The sequence below is a fragment of the Photobacterium sanguinicancri genome (assembly GCF_024346675.1).
Lineage (GTDB): Bacteria > Pseudomonadota > Gammaproteobacteria > Enterobacterales > Vibrionaceae > Photobacterium > Photobacterium sanguinicancri.
This window is the reverse complement of sequence record NZ_AP024850.1, coordinates 684,553-709,841: the sequence shown is the minus strand read 5'-3', so window position 1 is coordinate 709,841 and position 25,289 is coordinate 684,553. Positions and strand designations below refer to the sequence as shown.

Genomic DNA, 25,289 nt, shown 5'->3' with positions numbered 1-25,289 from the left:
ACGGCAATGAAAAATATCGTTGTCCTGATCTCAGGAAATGGCTCAAACCTACAGGCAATTTTAGATGCTTGTGAAAATAGTATCATCGCGAATGCAAAAGTAGCCGCGGTGCTATCAAACAAAGCTGACGCCTATGGTTTAGAGCGAGCACGACAGGCTAATGTCGATGCTTTACATGTCTCTGCGGCTAATTTTAGTGACAGAGAAACCTTTGATAAGGCAATGATTGAAAAAATCGATGCCTATCAGCCTGATTTAATTATCCTTGCTGGTTTTATGCGGATCCTAAGTGGCGACTTTGTGCGTCACTATCAAGGGAAGATGATTAACATTCATCCTTCGCTATTACCTAAGTATCCGGGGCTTCATACCCACCAGCGTGCATTAGATGCAGGCGATACGGAACACGGTACCAGTGTTCACTTCGTCACTGAAGAGCTTGATGGTGGTCCTGTGATTTTACAAGCTAAAGTGCCGATCTTTGCAGATGACACTGTGGACAATATTTTTTCACGCGTGCAAGAGCAAGAGCATCGCATCTACCCATTAGTCGCACATTGGTTTATCAATGAACGCCTAGCAATGATCGATGGGCAAGCCTCTTTAGACGGTAATACCTTAGCTTCGCATGGCTATGCTGCTGACGATTAATATCCATTCGAACGATAAATAATAAAAAACGCAGTCAATTTACATTGACTGCGTTTTTTTATGATTCAAATAACGCGTTTACTTTGATGCCACTCGGTTAAAAATCGGCTCACCAAAGTGGAATACATTCATTTCACCAACGGCCATTTTATGCCAATTTTCATCATTCGTGAGTGGCTGAGTAGCTATCACGGTCACAACATCATTCGGAGTTGTTTCTTGATTAAAATCTATCGTGACATCTTCATCAATCAATGACGCTTGGCCAAATGGCGCTCGACGGGTAATCCAATGAAGGTTATTGGTGCAATATGTCACCACATCATCCCCGTCACTTAGCAGCATATTATATACCCCAAGTTTACGCAGTTCATCGCAACACGTTGCCATAAAGCCATACAGTTCATCAGGATCTGTTGGGCGTTGAGAAAACTTCGCTTCAAGCTGATTAAGTAACCAACAAAAAGCCATCTCACTATCCGTATCGCCGACAGGCTGAAAACGACCCGTTGCTAATAGCTGGTAATCAGTCAATTGCCCATTATGAGCAAATGTCCAATAACGTCCCCACAACTCTCGCGTAAATGGATGGGTATTTTCTAAACACACACCACCGCGATTCGCCTGACGAATGTGGCTGACCACAGCACAGCTTTTTATTGGATATTCCTGTACCAATTCAGCAATACGTGATTTACAGCTTGGATTCGGGTCTTTAAACGTACGAAAGCCTTTACCTTCGTAAAACGTAATTCCCCAACCATCACGATGTGGGCCGGTATTTCCACCCCGCTGCATCAAGCCTGTAAAGCTGAAGCAGATATCGGTTGGCACATTGGCGCTCATGCCAAGCAATTCACACATATTCCTTTATGCCCTTTTTTCTTAAAAGCTAAACGTAAGAACTCTTCACACGAGGTTAGTTGTACTCGGTCAGCCAACTAACCTCAAGTAAAAGGGTTATTCCGCAACCATTTCCTTTTCAACTAGCATGATTAAGATATGAATGATCTTAATATGTACTTCTTGAATTCGGTCAGCAAAGCCAAAATGTGGTACGCGAATTTCAACATCGGCAAGACCCGCCATTTTGCCGCCGTCTTTACCGGTTAACGCAATCACTTTCATGCCTTTCGCATGTGCAGCTTCAATCGCTTTTAAAATATTACCTGAATTGCCTGATGTTGATAGACCAAACAACACATCACCCTTTGAGCCAACAGCTTCAAGGTAACGTGAGAATACGTAGTCGTAGCCAAAATCATTACTTACACACGATAGATGACTTGGATCTGAAATCGCGATACCAGGGTAGCCTGGGCGGTTCTCACGGTAGCGACCTGTCAACTCTTCAGCAAAGTGCATAGCATCGCAGTGAGAGCCACCATTACCGCATGATAATACTTTACCACCTTGTTTGAATGACGCAGCCAATAGCTTAGCAGCGGCTTCAATGTCGGCCATGTTTTTATCATCACTTAAAAAGTGGTTCAGTACGTCAGCAGCTTCGGTTAGCTCTGCACGAATTAGATCTTGGTACATAGGCTATTCTCTTATTATTCGTTAATGCACGCATCTATAGGGCCGCACGCGACCCTTCATTATTACGCGCCAGTATCAGCAGTGTACAAAGAAACAGTCGAGGGTGTCGACTCCTGAACCGAGACATTGTCAGCGTTTTGCGCTAATTGCTTACGTAATGATGCAACATCCGCCACTAACGCAATATTTTCACCCGCAAAAACACCTGCATTGCTCAGTTTTGTACCGACATGCGGTGCAACACCATAGAAATAAACAGGGTAATCACGAATACGATCAACTGCATTTTCTAATGCATGGATCGCCGTAATATCTATGGTCGTCACATCCGAAAAATCTAAGACCACAGCACGAGTGCCCGTTAACGCATTATCTATTACCGCAAAGGCTTTTTCGCTAGCCGCAAAAAAGAGCGGGCCATTAATATCATAAACCACAACATCATCACCTAACTCAAGGTGTGGATGAGACTTAGCAACTGACACAGTTGTTAAGCTAGCGATACGATGAATAAACAACACCCCAGCAAGCAGTAAACCCACAACAACGGCAACAACCATGTCGAACACGACGGTTAAGCTAAAGCATGTTAGCAGCACAGCAACATCACGGCGTGGCGCAACTTTTAAGGTATGTACAAAATGTGGTGCTTCAGACATATTCCAAGCAACCATAATAAGTAAACCCGCTAATGCACTCATCGGGATATACGATAACGCAGGTGCCAGCACAATCATCGCTGTCAGCACAAACAATGCATGAACAATGGCAGAAACTGGCGAGAATGCACCAGCACGAATGTTGGTTGCAGTACGCGCAATAGCGGCTGTTGCTGGAATACCACCAAAAAATGGCACGACCATATTCGCAATGCCCTGCCCTACTAATTCAGCGTCCGGATTATGCTTTTTACCTGTCATACCATCGGCAACAACGGCACACAGTAAAGACTCAATACAACCTAGCATTGCGATAGTGAATGCCGCTGGTAACAAATCAACCACCAGCTGCCAATTCATGCCATCAGCACTCCAAGGTAAGGTAAATTGTGGTAATACTTGAGGAATACCTTGGCCAATTAAGTCACCAATCTGGTATTGGAATTTTTCACCCAATAAACCAACATGCGCCCCCGTCATGTTATTCACAACTAAGGCAATAACAGTACCAGCCAGTAAGGCTACAACGTGTGGTGGAATACGCGTTTTTAGTTTGGCCCAACCAATAAAAATCGCAATCGTAGCAAAACCTACAGCTGCATCCGCACCGTTTGTTGAAGGTAGCGCCTGCGCGTAAGCCATCACTTTCTCAGGAAAATGTACTGGGTTCGTTGCCACATGTAGACCAAGTAAATCTTTCAACTGCAAAAACGCAATCACCAAGCCAATACCCGCCGTAAAGCCCGTCGTAACAGGGTATGGCACATATGCAACCAACTGACCTAAGCGTAAGATCCCCATTAGTACCAGAATCATGCCCGACATTAACGTCGCCAGCATTAAACCGGATAAACCGTACTGTTGAGTAATAGGCAATAAAATAACGACAAACGCCGCGGTTGGTCCCGAAATATTAAAACGTGAACCACCAAATAATGCAGCCAATAAACCTGCCACAATAACCGTATATAGGCCGTGTTGCGGAGGAACACCGACTGCGATTGCCAGTGCCATCCCCAATGGAATAGCCACAACACCGACGGTAATACCCGCAATTAAATCAGCACGAATTTTGGAAGAAGAAAAGCCTTCGTCCCACGCTTGGCGTAAAGCATGAAATAACAACACTACGAGCTCCTGCAATTAAGCAACAGATTCAACAGAAATAGCTGTCCACCCGAGAGAGGGATTCCGGCGGGCATGTGTCAGTCGGAGTTCGGGTAAGGCAACAAATATAGGTAGATATTGTCACTGAGGATGAGTAGCTAAACGAACAATCAACACACTTAAGCAAGGAAGCATGGGGATATGACGAAAAAACAAGCGACTCAGGAACGTGAGCAACATCACAAGATATGCGTATGTTAGACCTATTAGGTTTTTTAGCAAGGTCAAAAATGCATCTTACTGATCTCAGTCAACCCCAGTGATAGCAAGGCCTTAACTACAACTGGTTATGTAACTGTTCACTTTCAGAGCAGAAAAGTATTTTACATTTTGTTAAAAAAACACTTACAATTATCACAAGTGGTAAGACCTCTTACCTAGCATAAAACGTACCTACACGACAAACATAATTAAAATTAGTCGCACCAAGATTAAGGAGAATCACCATGGTCACTTTTGTGTACCTGCTCGGTCTGATCGGTTTAATCGGGTTACTCGCCTACCATCGCGCGAACCTACGCACCTTCACGCTTGCTATTGCAGCAGGCCTAGCCATCGGCACCGTGCTCGATGTGGCCGGTCAATTTAGCTGGTTAATCTTTTTAGCCATCGCTATCCCTCTAAACATTACCTCGGTTCGTAAACAACTCTTAAGCAAACCTGCGTTAGGTATGTTTAAAAAAGTGATGCCAGAAATGTCCCGCACCGAAAAGGAAGCCATCGATGCGGGTACGGTATGGTGGGAAGCTGATTTATTTCGTGGGGCACCTGACTGGAACAAAATGCATGATATTCCGGCCCCCCGCCTAAGCGCAGAAGAAAAAGCATTTCTTGACGGCCCAGTCAACGAAGTCTGCCGCATGACCAATGACTACCAAATCACTCATGAGCTGGCCGATCTACCACCTGAGATCTGGCAATACTTAAAAGATCACAAGTTCTTCGCCATGATCATCAAAAAAGAATATGGCGGTTTAGACTATTCAGCCTACGCACAATCGCTGGTACTGCAAAAACTGACCGGTGTATCAGGTGTCTTATCCTCAACCGTAGGCGTTCCAAACTCTTTGGGCCCTGGTGAACTATTGCAACACTACGGAACTGAAGAACAGAAAAACCACTACTTACCTCGCCTTGCGGAAGGTAAAGAAATTCCATGTTTTGCGCTTACAAGCCCAGAAGCTGGTTCAGATGCAGGCTCTATTCCTGATTTTGGGATTGTCAAAAAAGGGATGTGGCAAGGCGAAGAAGTACTTGGTATGGAACTCACGTGGAACAAACGTTACATCACCCTTGCGCCGGTCGCGACGGTGCTTGGGCTGGCATTTAAGCTGTTCGACCCAGAGCACCACCTCGGAAACGAAGAAGATTTAGGGATTACCTGTGCCCTCATTCCAACGGACATTCATGGTGTTAAAATTGGTCGTCGTCACTTCCCACTGAATGTGCCATTCCAAAATGGCCCAACCCAAGGTGAAAAAGTCTTTGTTCCAATTAGCTTCATCATTGGTGGCCAAGAAATGGCAGGCCAAGGCTGGCGTATGTTGGTCGAATGTTTATCTGTTGGCCGCGGTATTACTCTGCCATCAAATGCAACAGGGGGGTTAAAAACAGCGGCTTTAGCAACGGGTGCCTATGCGCGTATTCGTCGTCAATTCAAATTACCTATCGGTAAAATGGAAGGCATTGAAGAACCGTTAGCACGTATTGCCGGTAATACTTATGTAATGGATGCAGCCAGCAGTCTGACTGTTGCAGGGATCGACCTTGGTGAAAAACCATCTGTTATTTCTGCAATAGTGAAATACCACTGTACCCACCGCAGCCAACAAAGTGTCATTGATGCAATGGATATCGCTGGCGGTAAGGGTATCTGTATGGGGCCGAGTAATTTCCTTGCTCGAGGCTATCAAGGTGCCCCGATTGCCGTGACCGTTGAAGGTGCCAACATCCTGACTCGCTCGATGATTATCTTTGGTCAAGGGGCTATCCGTTGCCACCCATATGTCCTTGCAGAAATGAATGCGGCGTACAACGAGAACGAAGAACAAGCGCTAAACGATTTTGATCAATCGCTCTTTGGCCATGTCGGCTTTGTTATCAGTAACGTCATCCGTTCTTTCTGGTTTGGTCTGACTGATGGGCGAGGTTCTAATACACCGCGTAAAGATGAAACTGCCCGTTATTATCAACAGCTCAACCGCTATAGTGCCAACCTCGCACTACTTGCTGATATATCCATGGTTGTGTTGGGCGGTTCACTGAAACGTAAAGAGCGCCTCTCTGCACGACTAGGCGACATACTCAGTCAGCTATATCTTTCTTCAGCCACACTGAAGCGTTTTAGCGAAGAAGGTGAGAAAAAAGACGATCTACCTCTAGTACATTGGGGCATGCAAGATTCGCTCTACCAGACAGAACAAGCATTGGATCAATTCTTACGTAATTTCCCCAATCGCCCTGTCGCGGGATTACTGCGCATCGTACTCTTCCCTATGGGACTTGGACGCCAAAAGCCAACGGATAAACTAGACCATAAAGTAGCACGTATTTTACAAACGCCTTGTGAAAGCCGTAGTCGTTTAGGACGAGGTCAGTTCCTCGAAGCGGTAGAAAATAATGCCGTGGGTATGATGGAACAAGCGCTGAAAGATATTCTAGCCGCTGAGCCGATCTATGATCGCGTCTGCCAAGCTGCAGGTAAAAAATACCCATTTATGCAACTTGATAAGCTAGCAGATACCGGTTTAAGTCTGAATGCAATTAACGAGCAAGAAGCAGATCTCCTACGCAAAGCTGAAGTCGGTCGACTCCGTACCATCAACGTCGATGACTTTGACCCACAAGAACTTGCAGCAGCTCCATTACAAGCTGACAAGCCTATGGGCAATGCCGCATAGCATTCAGCCGACATAGAAGTCGTTACACAACACGATCAAAAAAGGGAAGCTTCGGCTTCCCTTCTTTTATTCTCATTATCAGATTATGCGGGTTTAACACTTTCATCTGCATCATCACTTTCAACTTCATCTAAAGCTTGAGCGATCACTTTTTTGGTTTTCCATTTTCGCCATATAAAGCCACCAGCTACGACTAAGATAACCAAAGCAATATTACTGCCAATAATCACCTTCATCGCCTTAGAGCGAGCCTGCGCCTGCTCCACAGCCAAACGGGCATCTTCTTCTGCTTGTGCTTTTAATTGCTGCTGATGACGAAAATCTTCCAAGTTTCGATCCAATTGCAGCTCTGCTTGTATTGCAAAATGTTTTTTAGGTAATCCAAAGATCAACTCACGATTATTTAATAAGTCTGTCGCATATAACCAACCAGACCAACCATACTGCCCCGGTTCGCCAAGATTAGGGATAATGATTTTCAAGCCTTCTTGCTCGCCCGTCGCATGACCTTGTGTGATCGTCGATTTGCCTTCGGGATCGATTTGTTCAATATGGGCAGCTAAAGATCCAGGCACAACAGCGCCCATTTCCGGCGTAACCACAAACTGGTGAGGCTCTATTTGATCACGACCTTGAATAAAATCAGCGGTTAATGGCGGTGGATAAATTAACACTTGCTGCTCAAATGTACGCAGAAAAATACCGTTACGAGACGAAACTCGAACTCGATATTTCCCCGGTTGAATGTCTATTGGTAGCGCAACAGTAAAAACACCGTCCCCAGGGTATTCATCAAAACCAATGCCATCATCGGCAAACTCACCCAGAATAATTGGGCTTGGTCTGGATTTTTCAGGAAGAGAATCAGGATTTTCAACATACTCTAGCAACTCAACTTGAAGCTTCACACGATCAAGAAAATCTCTAGAAGTCAGTAACTTGTCACCTTGAAGCAAACGAGCGGTAAATTTGAGGGTTTCCGATTGATACAAACGAGACGGCAGATCATCAATATCAAGTCGAAGATTAGATAATACATCTATTTTATTTTTGGGCGTTACTCGCCCAACGGCTTGCCATGGTCCGGGCATCGGGTTTTCTATCGATATAATATCGACACCCTTTTCTTCATACCACGACACATTATCAGGGTGACGCCACGCATAATATTTGGTGCCATCAGGCCGAACGATCACGACAGAGTTACTTTCTATATCGCGCTTGACCATAAAAGACACTTGATCGACAGTAGGATCGACACGGAAACGGTTATCAAGCCATGACATTTGCGTACTTTCTTGAGCCCAAGAAAATAGAGGCAAAAATATCACTAATATCAATAACCGTGGCATACGTCTCCTACTGGCGCCACATCGGGTCACCTTTGATCACATCCAAACGCAATTCATGCGCTTTTAATTCATCGGCAGATGCACGGATAACCTTTAATGTTTTACGTCCAGAAGCTAAACGTTTGATGGCTTTTTCAACACCGTCCTCATTACTTCCGTCAGCACTTAATGCCAAGGTGGTTTGCCCACCCGTCATCATTAAATAAACGTCAGCGAGGATCTCGGCATCGAGCAAAGCGCCGTGGAGAGTTCGGTGCGAGTTATCGATACCGTAACGCGAACATAAGATATCTAGGTTATTTCGCTTACCAGGAAATAGCTTCTTCGCCATATCCAAGGTATCTGTAACCTTGCAGAAATCTTCTGTTTTACCTATCGACGCATTGAGTTTACTAAACTCATAATCCATAAAGCCGATATCGAAGGGCGCGTTATGTGCGACAAGCTCAGCCCCTTGGATAAAGTCCATAAACTCTTGGTGGATGTCGCCGTAGGTTGGCTTATCAAGCAAGAATTCATCGGTGATACCATGGACACCAACAGCTTCTTCATCGATAGCGCGATCCGGTTTGATATAAACGTGGAACGTATTACCGGTGAATTTGCGATTGACGATCTCAACAGCACCAATTTCAACAATACGGTGGCCCTCATAGTGTGGGCCTGTCATATTCATACCGGTGGTTTCGGTATCGAAGACAATAATTCGGTGGTCAGTAGCTTTTTTCATAATGGCGATTGTGTCAGACTCAAGTTTTCTCTAAGACGCATACTATCAAATATGACCAAGCAGGTAGACATTTTCACTGATGGATCGTGTTTAGGTAACCCAGGGCCTGGTGGATACGGGACTGTTTTACGCTATAAACAACACGAAAAAGAGCTTTCCTCTGGCTACTTTATGACGACAAACAACAGGATGGAACTGCTTGCAGCAATTGTAGGCTTAGCCAGCCTCAAAGAATCCTGCATGGTTGATTTAACCACCGATAGCCAATATGTTCGCCAAGGCATTACGCAATGGATCCATAACTGGAAAAAACGTGGCTGGAAAACAGCAGATAAGAAACCCGTGAAAAACGCAGATCTATGGCAACAACTCGATATTGAAACCCAGCGCCACACTGTTAACTGGCACTGGGTGAAAGGGCATGCTGGCCATCCTGAAAATGAGCGCTGTGATGATTTAGCGCGTGCAGCAGCAGAATCTCCGACTCAGCCAGATGAAGGCTATCAAGCCTCTAATTAACACGTAGTGGTGCTAATTGACGTCTTAATTTCCAAGTAGGTTTAATAGGCTTCAAAGGGTATGTGCGTTTTCGTGCAACAATAAAATACAAACCACCTAGTGATGGGAAGTGCTCTGATAACGCACTTTCCGCCCATGCTGAACATGCAAGGTGTCGTGTCGCAGGGAGTACCGCGAATTTGTCACTATAAACCACTTCATAATTCAGCACACCAAGCCAGTCTTTCACCCGCATCGGCATGAACATTTGCCCGCGCCAAGGGTATTTCTTTCGGTTCCAAGGCAGCAAGCCTTTGACTCCAAGCCAACTAACTGGATTCGACCCCGTCAAAATCAAATAACCATCATCTACCATAACGCGATCAACTTCACGCAACAAACGGTGTGGATCATTACAATAATCAAGTTGATGCGCGAGTATACAAGTATCAAACGATTTTTTTAGAAAGGGCAGGTGCAGCGTGTCCGCAATGACGTTATGTAGCGGATTATACTGATCAATACATACCTGATGTTGAATGTTACAATGCCCACTAGCGAGTTCACAACTGAGCCCTCCAAGTTTCAGCATATGATAGCCAAACAGTTTTGGGCACCACTCATCAAGATGAGCTTGTAGCTGCTTTGCCATCCATTCGCCATGCTTCACTTGAGACCAAGTGTATGGCGCTTCAATATGTTTTAATGTCCGCGCTGGCTTCATATGTATTGCTCAATACCTTAAAGGTTGGAGACAAATTTAATGCTAACGATTCAAAGCATACCTGCATTTAATGACAATTACATCTGGCTAATTCACAGTCAAGATAATCATTGCGTGGTTGTCGATCCTGGTGATGCCACCCCTGTTATCAAGGTATTAGAAGAACAACAGCTCACTTTAGATGCCATCCTGCTGACACACCATCATCACGACCACATCGGTGGAATTAGCGAACTAAAGCGCTTCGCTCCCCAATGTAATATCGTTGGGCCAGCCAATGAACCTATCCCTGGCATATCTCAGTCCGTGTCTGATGGCGATCAGGTCGAACTTTTCGGTGAGCGCTTTATGGTTCTGGGCCTACCAGGACATACTCTAGGGCACGTTGCCTATGTGGGTGATGAAAAGCTTTTCTGTGGTGATACTCTCTTCTCTGCAGGTTGTGGTCGTTTATTTGAAGGCACGCCTGAGCAAATGTTTAACTCACTTCAAAAGCTGGCTGCATTACCTGATGAGACCGAAGTTTACTGTTCTCATGAATACACCTCGAGCAATTTATCTTTCGCACTCGTGGCAGAACAAACAAATCCACACTTACAGCGCTATCGTGAAGAGGTAAGCCGTAAGCGTGCACAAGGCATTAGCACCATCCCATCCACAATGGGGCAAGAAAAATTAATAAATCCTTTCTTGCGCTGCGATCAGCCAAACATCAAAAAAAGTGTTGCTGATAAAGCAGTTAATGATAGTGACCTCGAAACCTTCGCTGCGCTACGCCGTTGGAAAGACGAATTTTGACCTGTGTCACTTGTCACTAAGGTGGTTGGGCAAGTATTATCACCAACCATTTTGGCTTTAGGCAGGAACAATGAAGTCCCGATTTTTTTTAGCAAGTGCGCTATTTCTGGCTGGTTGCCAATTAACGAACACAGTAGAAGAACAAGCAAACACAAACCAAGAGCCCAAAGAGGCTTCAACGCAGGTTAAACCCGCGAAAACGGTTGTCACTCCTCCTATTGTCAAACCAGAAATCAAAGTCATCACGCCACAAGAACAAGAAGACTTGTGGCTTCGTATTGGCATGCAAATCGATACTGATGCCATCCCCGAGAATAAAGATGTTCGACACTACCGTAATTGGTATCTCAAACACCCAACTCATCTTGAAACTGTCGCGAAACGTGCAGAACCTTTCTTATACTTAATCGTAGAAGCTGTTGAGGAGCGAAACCTTCCTCTCGAGCTAGCATTGTTACCTATCGTTGAAAGTTCATTTGATCAATTTGCCTACTCTCATGGCCGCGCTGCTGGCCTTTGGCAAATTACGCCCCCTACAGGCCGTAGCTTTGGCCTAGAGCAAAACTGGTGGTATGACGGTCGTCGTGATGTTGTAGAGTCAACACGGGCGGCGCTAGACCTTCTAGAGTACCTTAACCGTAAGTTTGATGGTAACTGGCAGCATGCCCTTGCCGCTTACAATACTGGTGAAGGTCGTGTATTCCGCGCAATCCGCAATAATAAAGCGGCAGGTAAACCAACTGACTTCTGGTCACTTAGCCTACCTAAAGAAACCAGTGGTTATGTACCTAAACTCTATGCTGTTGCTGATGTGATTAAAAACCAGAAGAAGTATGGTTTATCTATTCCAATGGTAGCGAATAAACCGGCTGTTGCCGTGGTTAAGCCCGGTATTCAGATGGATTTAGGCATGGCTGCGCGATATGCCGGTATCAAAACAGCGGATCTACAAAAACTGAATCCAGCCTACAATTCTTGGGCGACATCACCAGATAAGAATAATGACCTACTACTGCCAATCAATAAAGTTGCTCGTTTTAATAAGCAATTTGCAGCCAGTAATCACCAAGGCATGAAGGTTGTTCGCTATAAAGTAAAATCTGGTGACTCTCTAAGCGTATTGGCAAAGCGCAACCACACATCAGTGAAGCAAATCCAGCGTGCAAACAACATGAATAATACAAACATTCGTGTTGGTAAGCACATCCTGATCCCTGTTGCACTTCAAGATGGTGAAAGTAGCCAACTGTCGACAGCACTTCAGCAAGTTCGCAGCCAAAATAGCCATGGCGGTGGTTATCGTACAATCTACAAGGTCAAGTCTGGTGATAGCTTGTGGACCATTGCCCGCAAGCAGAATGTATCCATCGACCAATTAACCAAGTGGAATGGTTTAAGTAAAAAGAAAACACTACGTGTCGGTCAAAAATTAACGATTTGGAAAGACAGTAACGACGGTGAAATCATCCGTACTGTTTACTACAAAATTCGTCAAGGCGATAACCTAAGTACGATTGCAAAACGTTATAAAGTTAAAGTCGCTGATGTTGTTAAATGGAACCAACTTAGTGGTCAAAAATACCTAAAACCAGGCCAACAACTCAAACTGTATGTTGATGTAACTAAGGTAAGTGTATGACGCCGTCTAAAAACCCACTCGTAGCTTTAGTGGATATTTTTCGTTCACCTATCGACTGTTTTGCGGCTATTCATGAACGACCGAAGTGGTCATTTTTAGCGTATATTCTGATCATATTTGGCTCTGTCGCTATGTGGGGAGCCTATTTCAACAATGTTGATTTACCATGGCTCCAACAAACCCTAACGGCACAGCTAAGTAACGTAGAGCATGATGTTCAGCAAGCATGGTTGACTAAGGAAGTGCTTCTCGCAGGTGAGGTATTTAGCGATCTAGTTGGTCGTACTGCCGTCCTATTTATATTGGCACTATGGCTTAACCTTGCGACGAAAGGTAGCCAATACACGATCAGTTTTGGTAAATGGTTGGCTGCATCATGCTTTATTATGATGCCATCTGTGATTGGGGATTTCGCTAGTTACATCAATATTATGTTTAACCCTGCCAACATTTTGCCAAATGCTGCAGATTTAAACAGCTTGAACGGTTTACTCAAATTGCCACTAAGTAATCCATGGTCGCCATTCATGACAACCATGCCTTTATTAGCACCTTGGTATATCGCATTAACCTACGCAGCTGTTGGCGCATGGACTGATTTTGATCGTGCAAAAGCGATCATCGTTGCCGCTTTACCTTGGTTGCTGGTTATTGTTGTTTGGCCACTGATGATTGCGTTGGCTTGATTTTAAAGCTCGCAATAATGGGATTATGATCGGAGGCATCTGTTAATGGTGCCTCCGCATGTATCAGTGCTAGCCCTCTGTAATACATGTGATCAAGTGGTTGACCTAGGATTTTGATCCGTTGATCGTTACCAAGTTTTACCTCATGCAAAGCTAACCGTCCTGTCATCGCCTCAACAATATCTAACCTTGCTTGACGCCAACTATTAAAATCTCCGGCTAAAATCATTGGCCCTGAATGTGTGGCTAATGCACGCTCCAGTTTAACCATCTGCTCCTCATACTCCTCCACTCCTACGGTAAAATTCACACCGTGCAAGTTAACGACAGCTAATTCTTGCCCATTGGATAATTGATAACGAGCAAACAGTGCAGATTTAGGGAGCCGTAGCCAAGGCTCCATAGAGAGATAAGCACAGGTTTTATTAGCGCTGGTCTTCGAAAGATTCATAACCCCCGCAGACGTATCTAAAAACTTAAACGCATTTGCCATAGTAACTTGCCAAGAAGCGCTACGCAGGTAATCCGCTAGACCCGTTGTAAGGTTCGCCTCTTGCAGCAGTACCAACTGACTACCGACACTATATTCTTGTAGTGCTTCTTGCCAATTGTCTCTTTGCTGCTTATAAATATTCCACACCGTCACATGTAATTTACCATCAACATCAAGCGGTAAAACACCTTGTTTGGTAATGCAATTATAGGAGTATTCCGGTACCACTGTTTTAATGTCAGTCGCCAGCTCAGGGGTTTGCGTTACCTTAAATGACCACTCTGTAAAGCTTATAGTACCTGCAGCTAGTAAAACACCAGCAACAATTAAAATTCGTATATAACGCGCCATTTTACCTCCAATAAAAAAGCATAAGCTCGCACTTATGCTTAATCTAACAGTAGCGTCACTTATCTTACCGTGCGCCTATTAATAATGCTCGCCGTTATCATAATAAGCACTTGGCGTCAGAGCCGTAAAAATAACAGCAACATCTTGGCTATCATTCGCCACAGCTTGACGCACTAATGCTGTTATGTGGACGGCAACAGCATCCTGAACCTCTTGGCCACGATCAAACCAGAAAACTTCTGCAAAAGGATATGCTTGAGACACTTCACCACCAAAAACGAATGTTGAAGGAATATGCTCGATCGTAAAGTCTTCTCGTGGGCAATTCATCAATGGCTGTAACGCATCAACAAGCTGCGTAGAAATCGCTTGTACATGTTGCGCATCAATAGCACGAAAACGAAGGTGAGGCATGGTAGTTCCAGTATTTACGTATAAAAATCACAAGATATCACCTCCTAGGCTTTTCCCGCACTAACTTTAGATCATCATCATTGTTTATTTTGCCTCAGCACAAATTTTGTTAAGCTCCAACCAACAATAAAACATCGAACAATTAATGAGTAATTATGAAAAAGTTTATACCGTTACTATTCATAATATTTTCGCCTGTTTCATATGCAAATACTGATCATGAGCGTCGCATCACTGAACTTGAGTACCAAGTGAGCCAGCTGACTCAGCAAGTGTATAAACTTCAGATTCAACTGAATAACAACAATCAGAACACCAACTCTGAGCTGCATATGTATCAATGTCGACTTAGCGTCTTTACCAAAGAATACAGCGAGCGATCAACGAGTCGTGGACAAGCAATTGCAAAAATTATTGATCAGTGCACTGACTCCAACGATGACATGTTTTGTAAGCCTGAAGACGTGAAATGCTCAAAGTTTTAATGCGGAATTAACTAGTTAAGTGCTCCTCTATATTTAACTACAAACTAGATGACAGAAACGAAAAAGGCTCCAGCATCTCTGCTAGAGCCTTAAAGATGGCAGAGGTGGAGAAATCCGAACGCCCAACACGCGCTGATTTTCGGTATCGGTGAATCCGCTGCTGAGCACTAAATACCAAAAACGAAAAAGGCGCCAGCATTTCTGCTAGAGCCTTAAAGATGGCAGGAGTGGAGAAATCCGAACGCCCAACACGCGCTGATTTTCGGTATCGGTGAATCCGCTGCTGAGCACTAAATACCAAAAACGAAAAAGGCTCCAGCATTTCTGCTAGAGCCTTAAAGATGGCAGGGGTGGAGAGATTCGAACTCCCAACACGCGGATTTGGAATCCGCTGCTCTGCCAATTGGAGCTACACCCCTATTAGTTATTTTAAAGACTTAACTCTGTCTAAATAAGTGGCGGAGCGGACGGGACTCGAACCCGCGACCCCCGGCGTGACAGGCCGGTATTCTAACCAACTGAACTACCGCTCCACACGGTGATAAACAGTTGCCTGTCTATCCGATAAATGTCGTTCAATACACTTATCTAAATTTGAAGCCTGGCGATGACCTACTCTCACATGGGGAGACCCCACACTACCATCGGCGCTATTACGTTTCACTACTGAGTTCGGCATGGGATCAGGTGGGTCCATAATGCTATGGTCGCCAAGCAAATTCGGTTTATCTTACGCCATCGGCGGAAGATACAATCTGGGAAAGTTAACTAGTTACAATATCGTTCTTAACACGCATTCAAGCGCTATGGAGTCCGTAAAACCCCTTGGGTGTTGTATGGTTAAGCCTCACGGGCAATTAGTACAGGTTAGCTCAATGCCTCGCAGCACTTACACACCCTGCCTATCAACGTCGTAGTCTTCGACAACCCTTTAGAGACCTTAAAGGTCTAGAGATGACTCATCTTGAGGCTCGCTTCGCGCTTAGATGCTTTCAGCGCTTATCGATTCCGAACGTAGCTACCGGGCAATGCTATTGGCATAACAACCCGAACACCAGCGGTTCGTCCACTCCGGTCCTCTCGTACTAGGAGCAGCCCCTCTCAATCATCTAACGCCCACGGCAGATAGGGACCGAACTGTCTCACGACGTTCTAAACCCAGCTCGCGTACCACTTTAAATGGCGAACAGCCATACCCTTGGGACCGACTTCAGCCCCAGGATGTGATGAGCCGACATCGAGGTGCCAAACACCGCCGTCGATATGAACTCTTGGGCGGTATCAGCCTGTTATCCCCGGAGTACCTTTTATCCGTTGAGCGATGGCCCTTCCATTCAGAACCACCGGATCACTATGACCTGCTTTCGCACCTGCTCGAATTGTCATTCTCGCAGTCAAGCGGGCTTATGCCATTGCACTAACCTCACGATGTCCGACCGTGATTAGCCCACCTTCGTGCTCCTCCGTTACTCTTTGGGAGGAGACCGCCCCAGTCAAACTACCCACCAGGCACTGTCCGCACCCCCGATTAGGGGGCGACGTTAGAACATCAAGCATACAAGGGTGGTATTTCAAGATTGCCTCCACATCATCTAGCGACAATGCTTCAAAGGCTCCCACCTATCCTACACATGTAGGGTCAATGTTCAGTGCCAAGCTGTAGTAAAGGTTCACGGGGTCTTTCCGTCTAGCCGCGGGTACACAGCATCTTCACTGCGATTTCAATTTCACTGAGTCTCGGGTGGAGACAGCGTGGCCATCATTACGCCATTCGTGCAGGTCGGAACTTACCCGACAAGGAATTTCGCTACCTTAGGACCGTTATAGTTACGGCCGCCGTTTACCGGGGCTTCGATCAAGAGCTTCGACCGAAGTCTAACCCCATCAATTAACCTTCCGGCACCGGGCAGGCGTCACACCGTATACGTCATCTTTCGATTTTGCACAGTGCTGTGTTTTTAATAAACAGTTGCAGCCACCTGGTATCTGCGACTCCCAGCAGCTTAGAGAGCAAGTCTCATCACCGCGAGGAGCGTACCTTCTCCCGAAGTTACGGTACCATTTTGCCTAGTTCCTTCACCCGAGTTCTCTCAAGCGCCTTGGTATTCTCTACCTGATCACCTGTGTCGGTTTGGGGTACGATTGCTTATAACCTATCGCTTAGAGGCTTTTCCCGGAAGCATGGCATCAATGACTTCATCACCGTAGTGACTCGACATCGGGTCTCAGCCTTAAGATAGTCCGGATTTGCCTAAACTATCAGCCTACACCCTTGAACTTGGACGACCGTCGCCAAGCCCACCTAGCCTTCTCCGTCCCCCCATCGCAGTTATAAGCAGTACGGGAATATTAACCCGTTTCCCATCGACTACGCCTTTCGGCCTCGCCTTAGGGGTCGACTTACCCTGCCCCGATTAACGTTGGACAGGAACCCTTGATCTTCCGGCGAGGGAGTTTTTCACTCCCTTTATCGTTACTCATGTCAGCATTCGCACTTCTGATACCTCCAGCAGCCCTTACAGACCACCTTCAACGGCTTACAGAACGCTCCCCTACCCAATATGAACAAGTCATATTGCCGCAGCTTCGGTGTATAGCTTAGCCCCGTTAAATCTTCCGCGCAGGCCGACTCGACCAGTGAGCTATTACGCTTTCTTTAAATGATGGCTGCTTCTAAGCCAACATCCTGGCTGTCTGAGCCTTCCCACATCGTTTCCCACTTAGCTATAACTTTGGGACCTTAGCTGGCGGTCTGGGTTGTTTCCCTCTCCACGACGGACGTTAGCACCCGCCGTGTGTCTCCCGGATAGTACTTACTGGTATTCGGAGTTTGCAAAGGGTTGGTAAGTCGGGATGACCCCCTAGCCTTAACAGTGCTCTACCCCCAGTAGTATTCGTCCGAGGCGCTACCTAAATAGCTTTCGGGGAGAACCAGCTATCTCCAGGTTTGATTGGCCTTTCACCCCTAGCCACAAGTCATCCGCTAATTTTTCAACATTAGTCGGTTCGGTCCTCCAGTAAGTGTTACCTCACCTTCAACCTGCCCATGGCTAGATCACCTGGTTTCGGGTCTAATCCTAGCAACTATGACGCCCAGTTAAGACTCGGTTTCCCTACGGCTCCCCTAAACGGTTAACCTTGCTACTAAAATTAAGTCGCTGACCCATTATACAAAAGGTACGCAGTCACCCAACAAGTGGGCTCCTACTGCTTGTACGTACACGGTTTCAGGTTCTATTTCACTCCCCTCACAGGGGTTCTTTTCGCCTTTCCCTCACGGTACTGGTTCACTATCGGTCAGTCAGGAGTATTTAGCCTTGGAGGATGGTCCCCCCATGTTCAAACAGGATATCACGTGTCCCGTCCTACTCGTTTTCACTAATAATGCGTTGTCGGTTACGGGGCTATCACCCTGTATCGCTGTGCTTTCCAGCACATTCACCTAACGCAAGACTGGCTTAAGGGCTAATCCGATTTCGCTCGCCGCTACTCTCGGAATCTCGGTTGATTTCTCTTCCTTCGGGTACTTAGATGTTTCAGTTCCCCGAGTTCGCCTCGTTACGCTATGTATTCACGTAACGATACGTGCTTATGCACGTGGGTTTCCCCATTCGGAAATCCCAGTCTCAAGTGATTTTTACTATCTAAACTGGGCTTATCGCAAGTTAATACGTCCTTCATCGCCTCTGACTGCCAAGGCATCCACCGTGTACGCTTAGTCACTTAACCATACAACCCCAAGAGGTCTGTATGTTCAAACAACCAAGGTTTTATCGTCACTCATTTCCGATCAAGAAAAATAAGGACATTGGTTTTTCGCCGGACTCTACACAAGACACTTGAATGTGTGTTGTTTTGAGAACTCGTTTTTATCATTAAAGATAAAAACTATTGTAATTGAATCTAACGATTCAATTTACTAGTCAGCTTTCCAGATTGTTAAAGAGCATTGTGTTTCTAATTCTATAAAATAGAAATGAGATCCACTTTTTAATGGCACTTACTTCATTATGAAGAAAATACTTTTAAAGAGTGGTGGAGCTAAGCGGGATCGAACCGCTGACCTCTTCGCTGCCAGCGAAGCGCTCTCCCAGCTGAGCTATAGCCCCAAGGGTATTTCATTTTACTTAAGAAAGATGGTGGGCGATACCGGGCTCGAACCAGTGACCCCCTCCTTGTAAGGGAGGTGCTCTCCCAACTGAGCTAATCGCCCACGTATTCTAATAAGACATTCATAATCTTAAAAGAAAGTGGCGTCCCGTAGGGGAGTCGAACCCCTGTTACCGCCGTGAAAGGGCGGTGTCCTAGGCCTCTAGACGAACGGGACTAAGTCTTTCTTGCTAAATGTTGTTGGGCAACATTTAGCGCTCTTTTACATTTTAACCAAGCAATCTGTGTGGACACTGCATCAAACAAGCAGTCTATCGTTTAAGGAGGTGATCCAGCCCCAGGTTCCCCTAGGGCTACCTTGTTACGACTTCACCCCAGTCATGAACCACACCGTGGTAAACGCCCTCCCGAAGGTTAAGCTATCTACTTCTGGTGCAGCCCACTCCCATGGTGTGACGGGCGGTGTGTACAAGGCCCGGGAACGTATTCACCGTGGCATTCTGATCCACGATTACTAGCGATTCCGACTTCATGGAGTCGAGTTGCAGACTCCAATCCGGACTACGACGTACTTTCTGGGATTCGCTCACCATCGCTGGTTGGCAGCCCTCTGTATACGCCATTGTAGCACGTGTGTAGCCCTACTCGTAAGGGCCATGATGACTTGACGTCGTCCCCACCTTCCTCCGGTTTATCACCGGCAGTCTCCCTGGAGTTCCCACCATTACGTGCTGGCAAACAAGGATAAGGGTTGCGCTCGTTGCGGGACTTAACCCAACATTTCACAACACGAGCTGACGACAGCCATGCAGCACCTGTCTCAGAGTTCCCGAAGGCACTAAGCTATCTCTAGCGAATTCTCTGGATGTCAAGAGTAGGTAAGGTTCTTCGCGTTGCATCGAATTAAACCACATGCTCCACCGCTTGTGCGGGCCCCCGTCAATTCATTTGAGTTTTAATCTTGCGACCGTACTCCCCAGGCGGTCTACTTAACGCGTTAGCTCCGAAAGCCAGGACTCAAGGTCCCAACCTCCAAGTAGACATCGTTTACGGCGTGGACTACCAGGGTATCTAATCCTGTTTGCTCCCCACGCTTTCGCATCTGAGCGTCAGTCTTTGTCCAGGGGGCCGCCTTCGCCACCGGTATTCCTTCAGATCTCTACGCATTTCACCGCTACACCTGAAATTCTACCCCCCTCTACAAGACTCTAGTCTGCCAGTTCAAAATGCTGTTCCGAGGTTGAGCCCCGGGCTTTCACATCTTGCTTAACAGACCGCCTGCATGCGCTTTACGCCCAGTAATTCCGATTAACGCTCGCACCCTCCGTATTACCGCGGCTGCTGGCACGGAGTTAGCCGGTGCTTCTTCTGTTGCTAACGTCAAACGGCAACGCTATTAACGTTACCGCCTTCCTCACAACTGAAAGTACTTTACAACCCGAAGGCCTTCTTCATACACGCGGCATGGCTGCATCAGGGTTTCCCCCATTGTGCAATATTCCCCACTGCTGCCTCCCGTAGGAGTCTGGACCGTGTCTCAGTTCCAGTGTGGCTGATCATCCTCTCAAACCAGCTAGGGATCGTCGCCTTGGTGAGCCATTACCCCACCAACTAGCTAATCCCACCTGGGCTAATCTTGACGCGAGAGGTCCGAAGATCCCCCTCTTTGGTCCCAGTTCATTATAAACCGGGACATTATGCGGTATTAGCTATCGTTTCCAATAGTTATCCCCCACATCAAGGCATATTCCCAGGCATTACTCACCCGTCCGCCGCTCGTCAGCAAATTAGCAAGCTAATTTCTGTTACCGCTCGACTTGCATGTGTTAGGCCTGCCGCCAGCGTTCAATCTGAGCCATGATCAAACTCTTCAATTTAAAGTTTTTGATGGCTCAATGAATACTGATTGAATATCGATAACTAGAAGCTAGTCATGATATTCGAATTGACTGTGCCAAAGCTTAAGTAAACTTAAGTTTTGTATTGGTCACTCAGTTCATTGATGCCAAATTCATTCTTACTTAAAAAGTAACAATGAACAGTTTTGACTATTCATTTCACGAGTGCCCACACAGATTGCATGGTCAAATTGTTAAAGAACATACTGACTTCGTAGCGGGCTTAGCGCCTTGCTCCGTGTCAGTGAGGTCGTATTATAGGGAGTTCCAAAAAGCTGGCAACCCTTAAATTCAAAAAAACCACCAACCGCGCACTTTTTAAACAAATACCCTTTAATCGGTACTTAATACCTCTATTTTGTCAATTTTACTGGGTGCAACGTCTAAAGGATAATGACAAGCAACACTATGATTAGCTGATATATTCACTTCTATCGGTTGATTTGATTGGCATTTATCTGTGGCATAATGGCAACGGGTGTGAAAACGACAACCTTGGGGAGGATTAATCGGCGAAGGCAACTCACCTTCCAGCATAATTCGAGTTTGATTACGCAATCTTGGGTTAGGGATAGGGATCGCCGACAGTAACGCTTGGGTATAAGGGTGCGAAGGCTGAGTGTACACGTTAGCAGTTGGGCCAGTTTCTACAATTTTACCCAAATACATAACTGCAACACGATCCGATATATGCTTCACTACCGATAAATCATGCGCAATGAAAATAAGCGATAACTGAAGCTCCTGCTGCAAAGCCAATAGTAAATTGATAATTTGCGCTTGAACAGAAACATCCAAGGCTGATACCGATTCATCACATACCAGAAGTTTCGGCTTTAATGCGATAGCACGAGCAATTCCTATTCTTTGCTTTTGGCCACCAGAAAATTCATGGGGATAACGTTCAGCGGCACTTTCAGACAAACCCACTTTCACCAGTAACTCTTTCACCCAAACTTTACGCTCACTTGCAGTGCCAATATTGTGAATAACAAATGGCTCTTCGATAATCATACCCACTGTATGACGCGCGTTGAGTGACTCGGTAGGATCTTGAAAGACAATTTGCATATCTTGCCTTAATACCCGCATGTCTTTTACTGATAACGAAGTAATATCTTTACCTTCGAAATAAATCTTTCCTGCTGTTGGTTCAAATAATTTAAGTAATGTTCGCCCTAACGTACTTTTCCCACAGCCAGACTCCCCTACTAACCCTAAAGTTTCTCCCTTATTTAAACTAAGGCTTACCCCATCAACCGCTTTTACCGAGTAACCCTTTCGTAATAAACCGCCACCCGAATGGAAGTGCTTTTTGAGATCTTTAATCTTCAGTAATTCCATGATCAATGTACCTCTCGCCAATGGTGACAACTCACGAGATGTGTATTGCCTAGCCGCTCCCAAGATGGCTGCAGAGATTCACACTTCTTCGTCATAAACTGGCACCGCGTGCAAAAACGACAGCCTTGAGGCATCTCATCTAATTGCGGGACAGTGCCAGGGATCGTTTGCAGCGGCTGCTTATGCCCTACATTCAGCGTAGGCATTGATTGCAGTAATCCTCGACTATAAGGATGTTTAGCTTGCTCAAACAATCTAAAAACATCACTAGCTTCAACCGCTCGCCCCGCATACATAACAACAACGTCGTCGCAAACTTCGGCAACCACACCTAAATCGTGTGTGATGAAGATAATTGCCATCCCAGTTTCTTGTTGGATCTCACGCATCAAATCAAGAATTTGAGCTTGAACGGTCACATCTAATGCAGTGGTGGGTTCATCACAGATCAGCACATCGGGTTGGCATGCTAGTGCAATCGCGATCATCACTCGCTGACGCATACCACCTGATAAGTTATGGGGGTACTCGTGAATACGTTGTTCTGGGGAAGGAATTCCCACTTTTTTAAACATGGATAACGCATAATCGAATCGTTGACGTTTATTCAGTTCAGGACGATGTAGTTCTAACACTTCATTAATTTGTTTCCCTATGGTGTGTACCGGGTTAAGGGCTGTCATTGGGTCTTGGAATATCATTGAGATACGATTACCACGCATGTGATAGAGGTCTTGTGGCGGTAATCCAAGTAAATCGGTTCCATCAAGGTAAACCTGCCCCCCCACTACTTGTCCATAAGGGCGAGGTAAAAGCCCCATTATCGACATGGCAGTTACACTCTTGCCACAACCCGACTCTCCGACAATTCCAAGTGTCTTCCCTTTTTTCACATCGAATGTCACACCATCTAATACCCGAACAACACCACCATCTGTCGTGAACTCAGTGACGAGATCATTCACAGATAAAATCACCGAGTCTGTCATCTAATTATTCTCCGAACTGGACCGCTTGTAAGTTTCATCAACAACCGTCATCGGCTCAAACTTTCGTCCTTTTTTCACTGCCGCTTTCGTTTCTTTGTATTCAACGGGATCTATCCAGAAAGTGCCATAGTCACGGAATGTACCAGTAGTGAACAAAAACTTAGTCAACTTGGTCATCGCTGGTTTCGGATACTTCAACCAACGCCAGTAACCTTCACGAGTATAAGGCACCATATAGCCAGGGATAATGACGTTTTCCTCACTGACTAACTGTTGAATTTGGCGCGAAGTTTGTTTTTTCTTTTCAAGATCGAATTCAGAACGATACGCCATGATCAGCGCATCGAGTTCAGGCGAACTAAAATTTGTAAAGTTGTTATTCTGAACTTTATTGGCATTGTCTGAGTGGAAATACTCCCAGTATGCAGGAATTTCAGACGTACCCATTCGATGGAAAGATAACTGATGTTTTTTCTCTAATACATATTTAAACGCTGACGAACCATCCACAAGATTAAGTGTTAGTTCTAATCCTGCTTCTTTTGCCTGCTCTTTTAAATAAGCAATTCTCGGCGTGTGCTGAGCGTAACCATACGTCACAGCAAACGTTAAACGCTCACCTTTACTATTAATACGAATGCCATCTCCACCCACTTTATCAAAACCCGCTTTCGCAAATTTTTGGGCCGCCAATTCAGGCGCGAACTTTGGGGCTGTTATTGCATTATTGGTGTAGTCACCATGACCAACCCCAACACCATTTGGCAAACGGGTATAATCGCCCCGTAGCAACTTGGTGATCATGCCATCAAAGTCGATGGCATGCGCTAATCCTTGACGAATAATCGGGTTATCAAGCTTATCTTTGGCAGTGTTGATCCATATCCCACCCGCCCCTTCAGGCACTTGATTATAGCCCCAGAACTTATGAATATAACCTTGCTGATAGGGCTTGGTGTTTGACTTTTCATGCCAAAGCGATGGAATAAGCAAAGCAAAGGTATCGATGTTACCTTTCTCAAAATGCTTCTTCGCTATATCGTTATCACGGATTACTTTAATACTGATTTTTTCAACATTATAACGATTCTGAAAATAGCGGTTGGAGTAGCCCCACCAATCTTGGCCAATATGCTTAAATGTCAGTGATTTTCCTTTTTTCACTTTATCTAAATAATAAGGTCCAGCTGATGGCTCTGCTTTGAAGTTGTATTTGCGAACAAAGTTATCATCGATACCATCATTATTTTTATCATTTTTAGTCTGATAGAAATGAGCAGGACGAGGCTGGAAGTTACTATAGATCATCAAATCTTCACGATTACGAGGCTTAGTCGAAACAACCGCAAATGTATGATCATCGTATTTCACAACTTCTTTTATTTGCTCAGTATAATGCTGGTTATACCAAGGATCGATAATATCTTTTGAACGCATTAACGTTAACACAAACGCGAAATCATCCGATGTGATCGCCTTACCATCAGACCATGTTGCTTTCGGGTTAATCTTGAAATAAACCGTTTTATTATCATCTCCGTATGCCCACTCATCGGTAATTTCAGGGATCCATTTATTAGTAACAGGGTGACGTGTAACAGATGATGGGCGGTTATCCACCAGCCATGAACGAAAAGCACCATTAGAATCAGGGCCTATCACCCGAAATGTTTGCGGAAAACTTTGAATATAGGTTCGGAATTTACCTCCGAACTGCGCTTCTTCGGATGCAAATAATGGCTCATTGGCATTCGATACCCACGTCAAATTATCTGGTAGCTGTGCAGCTTGGACATTAAAATGAAATGCGGTCGCTGCCGCTACAGCGGTAAAAGTTAAAAACTTCATCGTTATACATC

18 protein-coding genes, 5 tRNA genes and 3 rRNA genes are annotated in these 25,289 nt (G+C 45.4%); 7 read left to right on the top strand and 19 right to left on the bottom strand.

What is annotated here, in order from left to right; genetic code table 11:
- Positions 1-6: 6 nt before the first annotated feature.
- Positions 7-651 carry a phosphoribosylglycinamide formyltransferase gene (purN, locus tag OCU87_RS03505; protein WP_261857845.1) on the top strand — a complete coding sequence of 215 codons (645 nt, stop codon included), beginning with the start codon at positions 7-9 and terminating at the stop codon, positions 649-651.
- 78 nt (positions 652-729) lie between these two features.
- Here the strand turns inward: purN and OCU87_RS03500 are convergent, their stop codons facing one another.
- The 3 genes from OCU87_RS03500 to dauA form a co-directional block, all read right to left on the bottom strand.
- Positions 730-1,515: a class II glutamine amidotransferase gene (locus OCU87_RS03500; RefSeq protein ID WP_094957570.1), complete on the bottom strand. Its 786-nt coding sequence runs from the start codon at positions 1,513-1,515 to the stop codon at positions 730-732.
- A gap of 96 nt (positions 1,516-1,611) precedes the next feature.
- The gene (lpcA, locus tag OCU87_RS03495) at positions 1,612-2,193 is read right to left on the bottom strand and encodes a D-sedoheptulose 7-phosphate isomerase (protein WP_062690704.1); all 582 of its coding nucleotides are present in this window, start codon (positions 2,191-2,193) and stop codon (positions 1,612-1,614) included.
- A gap of 62 nt (positions 2,194-2,255) precedes the next feature.
- Complete coding sequence (dauA, locus tag OCU87_RS03490) at positions 2,256-3,980, bottom strand: C4-dicarboxylic acid transporter DauA (RefSeq protein ID WP_094957571.1); 1,725 nt, start codon at positions 3,978-3,980, stop codon at positions 2,256-2,258.
- A 485-nt stretch (positions 3,981-4,465) separates the two neighbouring features.
- On the opposite strand from dauA, the gene fadE reads away from it, so the two are divergent.
- A complete protein-coding gene (gene fadE / locus OCU87_RS03485) occupies positions 4,466-6,919 on the top strand; it encodes an acyl-CoA dehydrogenase FadE (RefSeq protein WP_261857844.1) in 2,454 nt (817 codons plus the stop codon).
- Between the two features lie 83 nt (positions 6,920-7,002).
- Here fadE and OCU87_RS03480 read toward each other — a convergent pair whose 3' ends face one another.
- Both OCU87_RS03480 and dnaQ read right to left on the bottom strand, forming a co-directional pair.
- Positions 7,003-8,271, bottom strand: coding sequence for a TIGR03503 family protein (locus OCU87_RS03480; RefSeq protein WP_261857843.1), 1,269 nt, complete (start codon positions 8,269-8,271; stop codon positions 7,003-7,005).
- A 7-nt stretch (positions 8,272-8,278) separates the two neighbouring features.
- Positions 8,279-9,001, bottom strand: a complete 723-nt coding sequence (gene dnaQ / locus OCU87_RS03475; RefSeq protein ID WP_062690702.1) for a DNA polymerase III subunit epsilon — start codon at positions 8,999-9,001, stop codon at positions 8,279-8,281.
- 51 nt (positions 9,002-9,052) lie between these two features.
- Here dnaQ and rnhA point away from each other — a divergent pair, with 51 nt between their 5' ends.
- A complete protein-coding gene (gene rnhA / locus OCU87_RS03470) occupies positions 9,053-9,520 on the top strand; it encodes a ribonuclease HI (protein WP_094957574.1) in 468 nt (155 codons plus the stop codon).
- Here the strand turns inward: rnhA and OCU87_RS03465 are convergent.
- Entirely contained in the window at positions 9,513-10,223 is a 711-nt protein-coding gene (locus OCU87_RS03465) for a methyltransferase domain-containing protein (RefSeq protein WP_062690701.1), read from the bottom strand. The genes rnhA and OCU87_RS03465 overlap by 8 nt on opposite strands.
- A 39-nt stretch (positions 10,224-10,262) precedes the next feature.
- Here OCU87_RS03465 and gloB point away from each other — a divergent pair, with 39 nt between their 5' ends.
- The 3 genes from gloB (at position 10,263) to OCU87_RS03450 (ending at position 13,346) form a co-directional block, all read left to right on the top strand.
- Complete coding sequence (gene gloB / locus OCU87_RS03460) at positions 10,263-11,021, top strand: hydroxyacylglutathione hydrolase (protein ID WP_062690700.1); 759 nt, start codon at positions 10,263-10,265, stop codon at positions 11,019-11,021.
- A gap of 70 nt (positions 11,022-11,091) precedes the next feature.
- Complete coding sequence (locus OCU87_RS03455; RefSeq protein ID WP_062690699.1) at positions 11,092-12,660, top strand: LysM peptidoglycan-binding domain-containing protein; 1,569 nt, start codon at positions 11,092-11,094, stop codon at positions 12,658-12,660.
- The gene (locus OCU87_RS03450) at positions 12,657-13,346 is read left to right on the top strand and encodes a YIP1 family protein (protein ID WP_261857842.1); all 690 of its coding nucleotides are present in this window, start codon (positions 12,657-12,659) and stop codon (positions 13,344-13,346) included. Before OCU87_RS03455 ends, OCU87_RS03450 begins: the two co-directional genes overlap by 4 nt.
- Here OCU87_RS03450 and OCU87_RS03445 read toward each other — a convergent pair.
- Together OCU87_RS03445 and OCU87_RS03440 are read right to left on the bottom strand one after the other, a co-directional pair.
- Entirely contained in the window at positions 13,309-14,190 is an 882-nt protein-coding gene (locus tag OCU87_RS03445) for an endonuclease/exonuclease/phosphatase family protein (RefSeq protein WP_261857841.1), read from the bottom strand. The two genes, OCU87_RS03450 and OCU87_RS03445, sit on opposite strands and share 38 nt — an antisense overlap.
- A 78-nt stretch (positions 14,191-14,268) precedes the next feature.
- Positions 14,269-14,604: a DUF1904 domain-containing protein gene (locus OCU87_RS03440; protein ID WP_062690698.1), complete on the bottom strand. Its 336-nt coding sequence runs from the start codon at positions 14,602-14,604 to the stop codon at positions 14,269-14,271.
- Positions 14,605-14,759: 155 nt separating this feature from the next.
- Between OCU87_RS03440 and OCU87_RS03435 the strand changes: the two genes are divergently transcribed.
- Positions 14,760-15,089: a hypothetical protein gene (locus tag OCU87_RS03435; protein WP_261857840.1), complete on the top strand. Its 330-nt coding sequence runs from the start codon at positions 14,760-14,762 to the stop codon at positions 15,087-15,089.
- A gap of 342 nt (positions 15,090-15,431) precedes the next feature.
- Here OCU87_RS03435 and OCU87_RS03430 read toward each other — a convergent pair.
- The 11 genes from OCU87_RS03430 to OCU87_RS03380 all read right to left on the bottom strand — a co-directional run bounded on the left by OCU87_RS03430 (position 15,432) and on the right by OCU87_RS03380 (position 25,278).
- Positions 15,432-15,508: transfer RNA gene (locus tag OCU87_RS03430), tRNA-Trp, on the bottom strand.
- A 37-nt stretch (positions 15,509-15,545) separates the two neighbouring features.
- Positions 15,546-15,622 (bottom strand) — tRNA-Asp (locus tag OCU87_RS03425).
- A 66-nt stretch (positions 15,623-15,688) separates the two neighbouring features.
- Positions 15,689-15,804 (bottom strand): 5S ribosomal RNA (gene rrf / locus OCU87_RS03420).
- Positions 15,805-15,925: 121 nt separating this feature from the next.
- Positions 15,926-18,818: ribosomal RNA gene (locus tag OCU87_RS03415) — 23S ribosomal RNA — on the bottom strand.
- A 304-nt stretch (positions 18,819-19,122) separates the two neighbouring features.
- Positions 19,123-19,198, bottom strand: a tRNA-Ala gene (locus OCU87_RS03410).
- A gap of 28 nt (positions 19,199-19,226) precedes the next feature.
- Positions 19,227-19,302: transfer RNA gene (locus tag OCU87_RS03405), tRNA-Val, on the bottom strand.
- 38 nt (positions 19,303-19,340) lie between these two features.
- A tRNA-Glu gene (locus tag OCU87_RS03400) sits at positions 19,341-19,416 on the bottom strand.
- Positions 19,417-19,518: 102 nt separating this feature from the next.
- Positions 19,519-21,076: ribosomal RNA gene (locus OCU87_RS03395) — 16S ribosomal RNA — on the bottom strand.
- The 16S, 23S and 5S rRNA genes sit together here with 5 tRNA genes alongside, the layout of an rRNA operon.
- A 354-nt stretch (positions 21,077-21,430) precedes the next feature.
- Positions 21,431-22,441 carry an ABC transporter ATP-binding protein gene (locus tag OCU87_RS03390; RefSeq protein ID WP_261857839.1) on the bottom strand — a complete coding sequence of 337 codons (1,011 nt, stop codon included), beginning with the start codon at positions 22,439-22,441 and terminating at the stop codon, positions 21,431-21,433.
- A gap of 2 nt (positions 22,442-22,443) precedes the next feature.
- Positions 22,444-23,430, bottom strand: coding sequence for an ABC transporter ATP-binding protein (locus tag OCU87_RS03385; RefSeq protein WP_094955815.1), 987 nt, complete (start codon positions 23,428-23,430; stop codon positions 22,444-22,446).
- Complete coding sequence (locus tag OCU87_RS03380; protein ID WP_261857838.1) at positions 23,431-25,278, bottom strand: extracellular solute-binding protein; 1,848 nt, start codon at positions 25,276-25,278, stop codon at positions 23,431-23,433. It lies immediately after the preceding gene.
- Positions 25,279-25,289 lie beyond the last annotated feature (11 nt).

What these genes read in the sequence shown, in the direction of transcription:
- purN (WP_261857845.1), top strand. Translation starts at nt 7, where the DNA reads ATGAAAAATATCGTTGTCCTGATCTCAGGAAATGGCTCAAACCTACAG.
- OCU87_RS03500 (WP_094957570.1), bottom strand. Translation starts at nt 1,515, where the DNA reads ATGTGTGAATTGCTTGGCATGAGCGCCAATGTGCCAACCGATATCTGC.
- lpcA (WP_062690704.1), bottom strand. Translation starts at nt 2,193, where the DNA reads ATGTACCAAGATCTAATTCGTGCAGAGCTAACCGAAGCTGCTGACGTA.
- fadE (WP_261857844.1), top strand. Translation starts at nt 4,466, where the DNA reads ATGGTCACTTTTGTGTACCTGCTCGGTCTGATCGGTTTAATCGGGTTA.
- OCU87_RS03480 (WP_261857843.1), bottom strand. Translation starts at nt 8,271, where the DNA reads ATGCCACGGTTATTGATATTAGTGATATTTTTGCCTCTATTTTCTTGG.
- dnaQ (WP_062690702.1), bottom strand. Translation starts at nt 9,001, where the DNA reads ATGAAAAAAGCTACTGACCACCGAATTATTGTCTTCGATACCGAAACC.
- rnhA (WP_094957574.1), top strand. Translation starts at nt 9,053, where the DNA reads ATGACCAAGCAGGTAGACATTTTCACTGATGGATCGTGTTTAGGTAAC.
- OCU87_RS03465 (WP_062690701.1), bottom strand. Translation starts at nt 10,223, where the DNA reads ATGAAGCCAGCGCGGACATTAAAACATATTGAAGCGCCATACACTTGG.
- gloB (WP_062690700.1), top strand. Translation starts at nt 10,263, where the DNA reads ATGCTAACGATTCAAAGCATACCTGCATTTAATGACAATTACATCTGG.
- OCU87_RS03455 (WP_062690699.1), top strand. Translation starts at nt 11,092, where the DNA reads ATGAAGTCCCGATTTTTTTTAGCAAGTGCGCTATTTCTGGCTGGTTGC.
- OCU87_RS03450 (WP_261857842.1), top strand. Translation starts at nt 12,657, where the DNA reads ATGACGCCGTCTAAAAACCCACTCGTAGCTTTAGTGGATATTTTTCGT.
- OCU87_RS03445 (WP_261857841.1), bottom strand. Translation starts at nt 14,190, where the DNA reads ATGGCGCGTTATATACGAATTTTAATTGTTGCTGGTGTTTTACTAGCT.
- OCU87_RS03440 (WP_062690698.1), bottom strand. Translation starts at nt 14,604, where the DNA reads ATGCCTCACCTTCGTTTTCGTGCTATTGATGCGCAACATGTACAAGCG.
- OCU87_RS03435 (WP_261857840.1), top strand. Translation starts at nt 14,760, where the DNA reads ATGAAAAAGTTTATACCGTTACTATTCATAATATTTTCGCCTGTTTCA.
- OCU87_RS03390 (WP_261857839.1), bottom strand. Translation starts at nt 22,441, where the DNA reads ATGGAATTACTGAAGATTAAAGATCTCAAAAAGCACTTCCATTCGGGT.
- OCU87_RS03385 (WP_094955815.1), bottom strand. Translation starts at nt 23,430, where the DNA reads ATGACAGACTCGGTGATTTTATCTGTGAATGATCTCGTCACTGAGTTC.
- OCU87_RS03380 (WP_261857838.1), bottom strand. Translation starts at nt 25,278, where the DNA reads ATGAAGTTTTTAACTTTTACCGCTGTAGCGGCAGCGACCGCATTTCAT.